At 39.3% G+C, this 11,850-nt stretch carries 8 protein-coding genes and 2 pseudogenes; 6 read left to right on the top strand and 4 right to left on the bottom strand.

All coding sequences use genetic code 11. From position 1 onward, the window contains the following. Positions 1–52 precede the first annotated feature (52 nt). A complete protein-coding gene (locus CCC71_RS08200; protein WP_021841384.1) occupies positions 53–1,570 on the top strand; it encodes a dihydrolipoyl dehydrogenase family protein in 1,518 nt (505 codons plus the stop codon). Positions 1,571–1,905: 335 nt separating this feature from the next. Then, positions 1,906–3,090: a cation diffusion facilitator family transporter gene (locus tag CCC71_RS08195; RefSeq protein ID WP_021841385.1), complete on the top strand. Its 1,185-nt coding sequence runs from the start codon at positions 1,906–1,908 to the stop codon at positions 3,088–3,090. A gap of 116 nt (positions 3,091–3,206) precedes the next feature. Here the strand turns inward: CCC71_RS08195 and CCC71_RS08190 are convergent. Further along, positions 3,207–3,572: pseudogene (locus CCC71_RS08190) on the bottom strand (cation:dicarboxylate symporter family transporter); the annotation flags it as partial. A 197-nt stretch (positions 3,573–3,769) separates the two neighbouring features. On the opposite strand from CCC71_RS08190, the gene CCC71_RS08185 reads away from it, so the two are divergent. Next, positions 3,770–4,888, top strand: coding sequence for an IS1249 family transposase (locus CCC71_RS08185; RefSeq protein ID WP_296333422.1), 1,119 nt, complete (start codon positions 3,770–3,772; stop codon positions 4,886–4,888). 28 nt (positions 4,889–4,916) lie between these two features. Here the strand turns inward: CCC71_RS08185 and sstT are convergent. Next, positions 4,917–5,822 (bottom strand): annotated as a pseudogene (gene sstT / locus CCC71_RS08180) (serine/threonine transporter SstT); the annotation flags it as partial. A gap of 392 nt (positions 5,823–6,214) precedes the next feature. Between sstT and CCC71_RS08175 the strand changes: the two are divergent. Beyond that, positions 6,215–6,961, top strand: a complete 747-nt coding sequence (locus CCC71_RS08175) for a class I SAM-dependent methyltransferase (RefSeq protein ID WP_021841387.1) — start codon at positions 6,215–6,217, stop codon at positions 6,959–6,961. 111 nt (positions 6,962–7,072) lie between these two features. Here CCC71_RS08175 and CCC71_RS08170 read toward each other — a convergent pair whose 3' ends face one another. Both CCC71_RS08170 and CCC71_RS08165 read right to left on the bottom strand, forming a co-directional pair. After that, positions 7,073–8,191, bottom strand: a complete 1,119-nt coding sequence (locus CCC71_RS08170; protein WP_295241471.1) for an IS1249 family transposase — start codon at positions 8,189–8,191, stop codon at positions 7,073–7,075. Between the two features lie 300 nt (positions 8,192–8,491). Next, positions 8,492–9,229 carry an SIMPL domain-containing protein gene (locus tag CCC71_RS08165; protein WP_021841388.1) on the bottom strand — a complete coding sequence of 246 codons (738 nt, stop codon included), beginning with the start codon at positions 9,227–9,229 and terminating at the stop codon, positions 8,492–8,494. A 571-nt stretch (positions 9,230–9,800) separates the two neighbouring features. On the opposite strand from CCC71_RS08165, the gene CCC71_RS08160 reads away from it, so the two are divergent. Further along, positions 9,801–10,550 carry an NADPH-dependent oxidoreductase gene (locus tag CCC71_RS08160; RefSeq protein ID WP_021841389.1) on the top strand — a complete coding sequence of 250 codons (750 nt, stop codon included), beginning with the start codon at positions 9,801–9,803 and terminating at the stop codon, positions 10,548–10,550. Positions 10,551–10,658: 108 nt separating this feature from the next. Next, positions 10,659–11,531 (top strand): NAD(P)/FAD-dependent oxidoreductase, encoded by an 873-nt coding sequence (locus tag CCC71_RS08155; RefSeq protein WP_021840270.1) that lies wholly within the window; start codon positions 10,659–10,661, stop codon positions 11,529–11,531. Positions 11,532–11,850 lie beyond the last annotated feature (319 nt).

Raw genomic sequence — 11,850 nt, 5'->3', positions numbered from 1 at the left:
GATTATAATTATTGATTGTAAATCATAAAATATTTAAAACGGAGGTTTTAATATGAAGACATATGATCTTATTGTTATCGGCACCGGCGGCGCTTCCATTGTAGCCGACGCAGCCATAGCTAAAGGTAAAAAAGTAGCTATTATTGAGAAAGGCAAATTTGGCGGTACTTGCTTGACTCGCGGCTGCATTCCGACCAAAGTAATGGTTACCGTAGCTGATGCGGTTCGTGAAATTGAGGAACTGCCTAAAATCGGTGTGCAGGTACAACCGGCTACTATCAATTGGGATTTGATGTCCAAACGAGTTTGGCAAAAAATCGATGAAAGCAAGGGTGTTGAAGCTTACTACGATAAGTTCGATAATGTTGATTTGTATCGCGGCGCCGCTACTTTTGTAAAAGATAAAGTTTTGACAGTTACCATGAACAGCGGTGAAGTGACCGAAGAAATTACCGCACCGATTATCGTATTGGGCGTAGGTGGTCATACTAAGATTAATCCGCTTAAAGGTTTGGAAGAAGCTGGCTATATGAGCAGTGAAAGCCTCTTCGGTGATAAATATCCGAATAAACCGTTTAAATCCTTGGTTGTTATGGGGGGCGGTCCTATCGGTACCGAGTTTGCTCACGTATTTGCCGCAGCCGGTACGAAAGTAACTTTAATTCAACATAATGTGCGTTTACTTCCGAAGGAAGACGAAGAAATTTCCGAACAAATCTATAAAGATTTGACTCGTTTGGGTATTGAAGTCATTTTGAATCAGGAACCGGAAGAAGTACGTGTTGAAAACGGCGAAAAAGTTGTGGTAATTCGTGACCGTAAAACCGGTGAAATTCGTGAAGTGCGCGGGGAAGAAATTCTCATGGCGTCCGGTATCAAACCGGCTACGGAAGAATTGAAATTGGAAAATACTTCCATCAAAACTAAACGTGGCGGCTGGATTGTAACTAACGAATTTTTGGAAACGTCGGTTGACGGCGTTTATGCTATGGGTGATGTGAACGGGGAAGCACCATTCCGTCATAAGGCCAACTATGAAGCGGATATTATTGCTCATAATTTGTATCATGCAACATCGCCGCAGGATTTCCGTTGGGCTCGTTATGATGTAATCCCGGCCGTTACCTATACCTATCCGCAAGTAGGTCATGTAGGTCTTACTGAAAAAGAAGCGATTGAACAGGGTTACAGTGTAAAAACCGGCAAGAATTTCTATTCTTCTTCCGCAAAGGGTTTTGCTATGGGCTTTGATCCGGGTGATGAAAACGACGGTTTTGTAAAAATCGTAGTAGATACTAAGACGAATAATATCTTAGGAGTTCACGTAATTGGGCCGCAAGCGTCTATTTTGTTCCAACCATATGTTAACCTCATGAACAGTGGCGACACACCGTTAACGGCGATTAATGAAGAAATCGGTTCTGCGTTGACGAAGCAGCTTCGCAGTGAAGGTTTGGTTCGTAAAATGGATCCTCATTCCGTTAAAACTGTGGGCGAAACGATGGCTCCGCATCCGGCTCTTTCGGAAGTGGTAATGTGGACTCAAGTATACTATGAGCATCGCTGGTAAGCTGAACTTTAAAATTCAAAAATTCAATATTTTAAACACATAATATAATTTGAAACCCTCCTCAATGAGGCGTATTATATAGTAGAAGTTTTATTTACAAACTTTTTATCATACGTTTCTTGAGGAGGGTATTTTTTACAAAAATACATATTGATAATCATTGAGAAATGGTATATACTATCTTAAGTAGATAATGATTATTCATTGAGAGATGAGTGCACAGGTCGAGTAATTGACACGGCACGACGCATTTTATGTCCCTTTTGGGCTTGACGTTGATGTGTTTTGAGTTATGTGTGTGATTTTAAAGGTTTAAAATTGGTGGGTGGCAATATATGCAAGAGCAGTTAATACGATGGTTTGTTAAAGATTATGACAGTGTGAAAGCACCGACGGTGCGCACAAGATATGGTAATTTAACAAGTCTTGTAGGTATTATTACGAATTTAATTATTTGTATAGGTGAAATTGTAGTCGGCTTGCTGGTTGGATCCATTGCCATGATTAGTGATGGTATCCATAATGTGGCTGATGCGGGCGGCTCGGCTATATCTTTTTTTAGCTTCCGTTTTTCTGCTAAGCAAGCAGATCGGGAGCATCCCTATGGCCATGGTCGAATCGAATATCTGTTATCTATTGGTTTTTCCATACTCTTATTTGTTTTGGCAACGCAATTATTTTTGGAAGCCTTCGATAGAATCATGAACCCGCAAGTGGTTGAGTTTTCGGTGTTAGCTTTCGTTGTGATGCTATGTGCCATGAGTCTAAAGGTTTGGCTCTACACTTTCTTCAAAAATGTGGGGATTCGTATTAATTCACCGATTTTGCAGGCCAACGGTTTGGAATGTTTGTCCGATGTGTGGGCAACTTTAGGCATTACCGTAGGTCTTTTGGTAGGAGGGCTTTTAGATTTTCCTATTGACGGTTATTTAGGTGCTATCGTATCCTTAATGATTGCTCGTGCAGGTTATCATGTATTGTCCGATGCCATCAATCGTTTGTTGGGCAATGAACCGAGTCCGGAAATGGTTAATGATATTGCCAATTTTGTAAAATCCTATCCGGGCGTTTTAGGCATTCATGACTTGATGATTCATGATTACGGCCCCGGTCATGTTTTTGCCAGCATTCATGTCGAAGTAGATGCGAAAGAAGACGTTATAAAAAGTCATAATTTGATTGACCGCATTGAACGAGATGCGCGTAAACAGTTATATATTCAGTTGACGATTCATATGGATCCGCTTTTAATCACAAAAGAATCTATGGCTTTATATGATAAGATTCACTCGGTTGTTAAGGCGTATGATGAGAAATTGAGCCTTCATGATTTACGAACTGTGCAAAGCGATGATAAATTACATATCATATTTGATTTGGTTGTACCTTACGACGATCGTCAACGGATGGATGTGATTGCTAAATCAATTACTAATATTTTGCAGGCCATGGATCCATCTTATGTAGTGACAATTACACCGGAGCATAGCTATACGGGTACTGAAAATATTCACGGTTAAAGTATCGGTAGATCTTTAAAATAGGTTTATAGGACGAAATAAAAGGATGACCGTTCCTCAGCTGAGGAACGGTCATCCTTTTATGTAGGTGATAGAAATGATAACTATTTAACTATTTATGCTTCGATTGTTTTATCGACTACCACTTTAGATTGATCTTCATTGATATTTTCAGGATAGCCGTGTTCGGCAAAATCGGCAGCCGCCACGAAGAGAATATCCGTGGACGAGTTAAGGGCAGTTTCTGTGGAGTCTTGAAGAACACCGATGATGAAACCTACACCAACTACTTGCATGGCGATATTATTGGAGATACCGAATAAGCTACAAGCAAGCGGAATCAACAAGAGGGAACCGCCGGCAACCCCGGAAGCACCGCAAGAACCGATGGTAGCAATAATACTTAATAGGATAGCGGTAGCAAAATCAACCGGAATATGAAGGGTATTAACGGCTGCCAATGTCATAATGGTAATTGTAAGGCCTATAGGACATTTTGAGTTGGTTTTTAGACCGATGAGACTAGTATTTATCTAGTCTCATCGGTCTTTTAAATTTTTTATTAGATTTTAAAGGGTGGACAAAATGAGTTGGTAAAAAGTCTGAAACCCCTTGCTATATAAGGGTTAAATAAGGTTATATCTTTCTAGAAAATATATTTTTTAGGAGGTATTACTTTATGAAAAAAATTAGATGTCCTTATTGTGGTTTTGACTGTATAAAGTATGGAAAAACTCGAATAGGTAGGCAGCGATGGCGTTGTAAAGAATGTCATCAAGTTTTTACTAAGCCTTATGATCATACAAACTCGGATTTTCGCCTTTTTCTTCAATGGTTGTTCAGTAAAAATGTACAAAAAGATATGCCCGGTGCCGGTCGTAATTTTCGCAGAAAAACAGCTAAATTTTGGGAACTTTGGCCTTTACCACCTAAAATTGAAACTCAAAGCTCGATTGTATTCATTGATGGTATTCACCTAGGAAGGAAAGCCTGTATATTAATCTGCTGTGATGAAAAGCATGTATTAGGTTGGTATGTATGCAGAGCTGAGCGAGCGAGGGCTTGGGGGGCTTTGATGAGCCGTATTGCTACGCCCACGGTCGTTGTATCTGATGGTGGTCCCGGCTTTCGGAAGGCATTAAAAAAAGTTTGGCCAAAGGCCAAACTTCAAAGATGTATTTTTCATGCTTTTCAACAAGTAAAAAGGTATACAACAACTCGTCCTAAAACAATTGCCGGTGCAGAGCTATATGGGCTTTCAAATGATTTATTTAAGGTAAATTCTACGACTGCAGCATTACATTGGATTAGAAGTTTAACAGACTGGAAAATTAAGCATAAAGCCTTTTTAGACGAAGTATCTTATGACGAGTATGGAAAACCTAGGTTAAAACATGAAAGACTTTTAAAAGCAGAGCAATCACTTCTTGTATTAATTAAATCTGGTACCTTATTTACCTACCTAGATGATACATTAGACTTTAACTGTCCATCTACTAATAACCGTATTGAAGGTGGCATAAATGCTCAATTAAGAGCTATGCTTCGTAACCATAGAGGAATGAATATTGAAAGGCGAATAAAAGCGGTTTTCTGGTGGTGCTACATGCACTCACCGAAACCGCTTTCACCCGCTGAAATACTCGAGGTTATGTCGACCAACAAAAGTATTTCTAAACTATATGATACCATGAATTCCAGAGAAAAATTAGAAGATTCTATTCCAACCTGGGGCGATGCTATTGTATGGAGTGATTTTCATTTCTCAGATCCATATCCTAACTATCTATGGGATTAAATTACCAACTCAAAATGTCCTATAACCCAATTGTAATGGCAGCACCGGCCATGTTAATGGTTGCCCCAAGCGGAATCGCGATAGAATACGTATCAGGGGATAAGCCGAGACGTTTGGCCATATTCATGTTAACCGGAATATTGGCAGCGGAACTGCGGGTGAAGAAGGCAGTAATACCGGATTCACGTAAACATTTAAAAGTAAGCGGGAACGGATTACGACGCATAACAATGTAAACAATGATAGGATTTACAACTAAGGCCACGAAGAACATGCTACCCAATAAAGTACCTAATAATACAGCGTATTCAACTAATGCTTCAATACCGCTGGTGGAAATAGATTCGGCAACGAGCCCCATAATACCGAATGGAGCCAAGCGGATAACCCATTGAACTACCATGGTAATAGCATCGGAAATTCCTACGAATACACTTTTTACTTCTTCTGTTGCATGACGAAGGGCAAAACCAATAACAACAGCCCAACCTAAAATACCGATATAGTTACCGGTCATGATAGCATGAAGCGGATTATCTACGATATTACGTAATAAAGTAATCAATACTTCCGCGATGCCTTGTGGAGCTTTGGCATCTTCAGCTGCAGTCACTAAATGTAGAGTGGCCGGGAAGAGGTAGCTGGCAAAAACAGCAATTAATGCTGATAAGAACATGCCTACCATATACATGACGATGATTTTTTTCATGCCGGTTTTTTGATCGGCCCGATGGCGGCAAACGGCAGCAATAACAAGGAAGAATACCAATAGCGGTGCAATCCCTTTTAAGGCGCCTACAAAGATAATCCCCAGCAGTGACAAGTCTTTACCAACAGCCGGATTAATCAGGGCCACAGAAATACCGATGACCAGCCCTATCATGATTTGATAAATCAGTTTGACTCGGTTAAACACTTGTAAAATTGCTTTCATAATAATCTCTCCTTAGACACTCAAAATAATGCATTTGTAATGGACATATGTCATTATAATACGGACAAGGAATAATATCAAGAGGCAATTTGAATAAAATTAGTCTATTTTGAAAAATATACTTTAAAATAAAATGTTTGACCTTATTTATCGATTTTTTTAGTGCTCACAATTACTTTACAAAATGGAGAACTATTAGTTATACTATAGAAACACATTATAATGAAAAGAATCATCAAATATAAATGGTATATATGGTACAATAATATAGTAGAGGATTTATTAATCGATTAATTATAGTTTGAAATGGCAGTAAATTGTAGTTAGTCGGACGATTGATAGCGTATTATGGTAGGTATATAGGTTTAAACTAGATTGTGAGTGAAGAAGATATGCAAGGGAATACAAGAGAGCAGTCATTAAGCTTTTCCAATCATGCGGAAAAGGAAGTATATGTGCAAGGTGTTTTTTCACATATAGCAAAGCATTACGACCTTATGAATTCATTGTTGAGTTTTCACCAAGATTCGTATTGGCGCCGTTTTGCCGTTGAAAAAATGGCATTAACTGAAAATATGAATATTTTAGACGTTGCTTGCGGCACGGGGATGCTGACGAAAGAAGCATTGCGCCAAATGCCGAGTCTTCATATTGAAGCCTTGGATTTTAGTCCGGAAATGCTGGCCCAGGGTGAAGTTCGTTTGAATCAGGCCGGTTTACTCGATAAGGTAAATTTAGTAGAAGGGGATGCTATGAATTTACCCTATGACGCCAACACTTTCGATTGCGCCATGAGCGCATTTGCATTGCGTAATGTGCCGGATATCATCAAAACCCTCAGTGAAATGAAGCGTGTTGTTAAACCGGGCGGCCGTGTAGTAACTTTAGAATTGGCTAAGCCTACCGTTTTCGGTTTTAAACAGTTATACTATGCGTATTTTGAAAAAATCTTGCCTGTATTGGGTAAGTTAAGTAAAGACCAGTCATCCTATGCTTGGCTACCTGAATCGTTACGTCGTTATCCACATCAGTCAAAAGTACTTGAATACTTTAACGAAGTGGGGTATAAGGACGCTACGTATTACGAATTGACCGGTGGTATCGTAGCTGTCCATGTGGGTATCGTACCGGAAGAGTAATGGCTGTTTGGCCACTCTGTGGTTAGTCGCTCATAATTAATAGAACTCTAAATAAAGAAAATATAGGCGTATATGCTTAATTTGGGTTATAGGACATTTTGAGTTGGTAATTTAATCCCATAGATAGTTAGGATATGGATCTGAGAAATGAAAATCACTCCATACAATAGCATCGCCCCAGGTTGGAATAGAATCTTCTAATTTTTCTCTGGAATTCATGGTATCATATAGTTTAGAAATACTTTTGTTGGTCGGCATAACCTCGAGTATTTCAGCGGGTGAAAGCGGTTTCGGTGAGTGCATGTAGCACCACCAGAAAACCGCTTTTATTCGCCTTTCAATATTCATTCCTCTATGGTTACGAAGCATAGCTCTTAATTGAGCATTTATGCCACCTTCAATACGGTTATTAGTAGATGGACAGTTAAAGTCTAATGTATCATCTAGGTAGGTAAATAAGGTACCAGATTTAATTAATACAAGAAGTGATTGCTCTGCTTTTAAAAGTCTTTCATGTTTTAACCTAGGTTTTCCATACTCGTCATAAGATACTTCGTCTAAAAAGGCTTTATGCTTAATTTTCCAGTCTGTTAAACTTCTAATCCAATGTAATGCTGCAGTCGTAGAATTTACCTTAAATAAATCATTTGAAAGCCCATATAGCTCTGCACCGGCAATTGTTTTAGGACGAGTTGTTGTATACCTTTTTACTTGTTGAAAAGCATGAAAAATACATCTTTGAAGTTTGGCCTTTGGCCAAACTTTTTTTAATGCCTTCCGAAAGCCGGGACCACCATCAGATACAACGACCGTGGGCGTAGCAATACGGCTCATCAAAGCCCCCCAAGCCCTCGCTCGCTCAGCTCTGCATACATACCAACCTAATACATGCTTTTCATCACAGCAGATTAATATACAGGCTTTCCTTCCTAGGTGAATACCATCAATGAATACAATCGAGCTTTGAGTTTCAATTTTAGGTGGTAAAGGCCAAAGTTCCCAAAATTTAGCTGTTTTTCTGCGAAAATTACGACCGGCACCGGGCATATCTTTTTGTACATTTTTACTGAACAACCATTGAAGAAAAAGGCGAAAATCCGAGTTTGTATGATCATAAGGCTTAGTAAAAACTTGATGACATTCTTTACAACGCCATCGCTGCCTACCTATTCGAGTTTTTCCATACTTTATACAGTCAAAACCACAATAAGGACATCTAATTTTTTTCATAAAGTAATACCTCCTAAAAAATATATTTTCTAGAAAGATATAACCTTATTTAACCCTTATATAGCAAGGGGTTTCAGACTTTTTACCAACTCATTTTGTCCACCCTTTAAAATCTAATAAAAAATTTAAAAGACCGATGAGACTAGATAAATACTAGTCTCATCGGTCTAAAAACCAACTCAAAATGTCCTATAGGCCCTTAATTTACAAGCCTATACAGGCACGAAAAAAGCCGAGTTCCACGGAACTCGGCTTTAGTATTTATGCAGTTATTTAAACGGATTCACTATATGAAGCAAATTAACGAACATAGAATGTTAAATCAACATTTTTGCTTACGGTGATTTCACCCTGTTCTACCGGCGTGGAAGAACCAAGCATATCAGATGCTTTATAAAGACGCATGGAGCTTTCCATAGTGTACGTGTTAGTGCCGCCTACGGAAGCGTCTTTAATACCGCCCAACTGTTGACCTAAAGCACCGGCAATCACTTCGGCTTGATGACGACCGTTTTTAACAGCTTCAGCAGTCAATTGGTCATTCAAAGCTTGGTCTACATCGGCTTCGAAGCTGAGGGACTGAATGTTATTGGCACCTGCCGCCACTGCATTGTCGATAACTTGGCTGATTTTGCTCAAGTCATTGATGCGAACAGCTACGGAGTTGAATACGGTATAACCTACAACAGAGTTGGCAGAACGATCACGGGTAGTGCTGTAATCGTTTTTAGGGGAAACGGAGAAGTAGGATGTTTGAATGTTATTTTTAGTAATGCCTACATTAGCAAGGCGAGCAATTAAATCACTCATAACACGATCGTTAGTAGTTTTAGCAGCTCCTACGGTAGATGCTTCACTGGTAATACCTAAACGAAGAATGGCATAGTTTGGCGCTACGGAGCGGGTTGCTGTACCACTTACGTGAATTTGTGCATCTGTATCAGCCGGTGCAGCGGCCAAAGCAGAGCCGGTGAAGCCTACTGCCAAAGCTGCAATTAAAAGACCGCGAGTTAAATGTTTTGTTAATTGAAGTTTCATTTGATGACTCCTTTTTTACTTTGAAAACTGAAAAATAAATTTCGTTAGCATACATGTAGTATAGCAAATTATGGACATTTAGGCAATTTTTATTTTCATGAATGCCATTTATTGTATAAAAAATTAAAGAAAATAAACGATTTACCGTATAAAATCAAATAAGTATGAGTATTTGTTGATGATTTATGCATGACAATATATTGCTTGACATATAACCATGCATTAGTTATATTCTAAGTATAGTATTCATGATCGTGAAATTTAATATGTGAATTAAGAATAATAGCAGGCGGCTTTTGGGGAGGAAGCGGGGATTTGTCTAAATAATTGATTGTTTTATTAATTATTTAAGGACTAGACAAGCCTACTAAATAATGTTACTGTAAAAAGAGAAACTTCGATATTAGATACTGGGGTAGATATAGTATCGATATTGAATGACTTTTACAGTATAAGTATGATTTTTGTCATAGTGTGTAATTATTTTAATGTGCAATATGATGGAAATCTGTGGTAAAATACAATTCACTGACTTTGTCAGTCGATGTATTTTAGTAAAGGAGACGATCCCATGAATCCTATTGACGTTTTATTAAATCATCGTACTATTCGTGAGTTTAAATCCAGTCCTATGCCGCCGCAACAATTGAGCATACTACTGGATATTGCTAAACGAACGGCTACCAGCATGGGCCTGCAAAGCTTTAGTATTATCCGCATTGTAAATCCCGAATTGAAAGCGGCTATCGCGGAAGTTTGCAACCAAGAGTATGTAGCACGGGTACCGGAACTATTTATCTTTATAGTCGATGCGTACCGTAACTCACGCATAGCTCGTGAACAAGGTATAACGAGTGACATTGAACGTGATAGTGATCGTTTCTTCCAAGGCTGGACGGATGCAGCCATAGCCGCTCAAAACATGGTGGCAGCTGCAGAGCTTGGTGGCTTCGGTACTGTTTTCTTTGGCAGTATCTTAAATAATGTACCTAAGATGATCGAACTTTTGAAATTACCGGAACTGACATTTCCGGTAGTAGGTGTCGGCATTGGCGTACCTAATCAGAAGCCGCAATTAAAACCGCGAATGCCTCGTGAAGCTAATGTATTTGATGATTCATATACTGTGTTTGACTCGTACCTCGAACTTTTGGAAGATTACGATGAAGAAATGGAACAGTATTATGATATGCGTGATACGAATCGTCGTGTAGATTCGTTCACAAAACAGGTTGCCGGTAAAAAGGCAGTTCCGTTAAGACAAAAACTAATACAACAAGCAGAAGCGCAAGGCTTTAAATTTTACGATGTAAAGGATTAAATACTTTTACGCCCCGAGCGGTCACCGTCAAGGTATTTTTTATGGGCTGACTACTTGTTACAGCAAGTGGTCAGTCATTTTTTACTATTTATATGCAAGGGGACAGATATGGCAGTTTTTGATGTGGCTATTGTAGGCGGCGGTCCCGCCGGCTTATCAGCCGCTTTAACGGCACGTGTTCACAATAAATCAGTGGTGTTATTTGAAGCCGCCGGTTTTGGTGATAAATTACGACGTGCCTCTAAAATCAATAATATTCCGGGGATTATGACCATCAGTGGCATAGATTTTATGGAAAATTTATTGGAACAGACATTAGCTTATGACCCGGTTATTGTGAAAGAACGTGTTCAATCCGTTTTTATCGGTGAACCGTTTACACTGATGACGGCAGATAATGTGTTCCAAGCGAAAAGTGTTATTTTGGCTACCGGTGTAGCTATGAGTAAAACCGTGCCCGGCGAGCGTGCTTTGCTTGGCCGCGGTGTAAGTTACTGCGCCAGCTGTGACGGACACTTTTTTGAAGACAAAGATATAGCCGTATATATTAATACGTTGGCTTATCAGCAGGATGTGGAATTGTTGGCTTCGCTGGCTAAAAACATGAACCTCTACATTGGCGGGGCTTTACAACTGCCCGGTGAGTGGTTGGACAGCTTGCCGTCTTCCGTAGTAGTACATAAGAAAGCGATTGTGCAAAGTGTAGAAGGTGAAAAGGCCGTTACGGCGATTCATACTAATGAAGGTATGAAAACAGTGGATGGCGTATTCTTCTTACGCGATACGTATCCGCCTGAAAATTTGGTAGAAGGTGTGATTCTTGACGGTAATTCAGTGGCCGTTAATCGTCATATGGAAACTAATTTCAAAGGCTTATTTGCTGCCGGCGATGTAGTGGGAACGCCGCTACAGGTAGCTAAAGCAGTCGGTGAAGGTCAAATGGCAGCGTTTGGTGCCGTGGCATATTCAAGCGGATACTGATGTAGTCTATGTAGCGTAATTGCAGCATGAACTAAAAATAAGTAGTTCGACTTAATAAGAAAACCCATGCCGGTGAGCTATATCATTGGCATGGGTTAAAAATTTTAAAAAAATAAAAATTAGGGGTTGACGAATAACCTTCAAATGGATATACTAATTAAGTCGCTGCAACAAGGCATGACAAAAACCAACAGGATAGTTTGAAAAGTGTTAATTAAAAATGCTTTAAAAACTTTTAAAAAGTGGTTGACATGAACTTGATGACGTGATAATCTATATAAGACGTCGCGTTAAAGCGATGAAGCAGATCTTTGAAAAC

The organism is Veillonella sp. LMAG:90 (genome assembly GCF_008679445.1).
GTDB lineage: Bacteria > Bacillota > Negativicutes > Veillonellales > Veillonellaceae > Veillonella_A.
This window is presented reverse-complemented; position numbering and strand designations above follow the sequence as displayed.

Coding starts and splice junctions, on each gene's coding strand:
- CCC71_RS08200 (WP_021841384.1), top strand. CDS start 53: ATGAAGACATATGATCTTATTGTTATCGGCACCGGCGGCGCTTCCATT.
- CCC71_RS08195 (WP_021841385.1), top strand. CDS start 1,906: ATGCAAGAGCAGTTAATACGATGGTTTGTTAAAGATTATGACAGTGTG.
- CCC71_RS08185 (WP_296333422.1), top strand. CDS start 3,770: ATGAAAAAAATTAGATGTCCTTATTGTGGTTTTGACTGTATAAAGTAT.
- CCC71_RS08175 (WP_021841387.1), top strand. CDS start 6,215: ATGCAAGGGAATACAAGAGAGCAGTCATTAAGCTTTTCCAATCATGCG.
- CCC71_RS08170 (WP_295241471.1), bottom strand. CDS start 8,191: ATGAAAAAAATTAGATGTCCTTATTGTGGTTTTGACTGTATAAAGTAT.
- CCC71_RS08165 (WP_021841388.1), bottom strand. CDS start 9,229: ATGAAACTTCAATTAACAAAACATTTAACTCGCGGTCTTTTAATTGCA.
- CCC71_RS08160 (WP_021841389.1), top strand. CDS start 9,801: ATGAATCCTATTGACGTTTTATTAAATCATCGTACTATTCGTGAGTTT.
- CCC71_RS08155 (WP_021840270.1), top strand. CDS start 10,659: ATGGCAGTTTTTGATGTGGCTATTGTAGGCGGCGGTCCCGCCGGCTTA.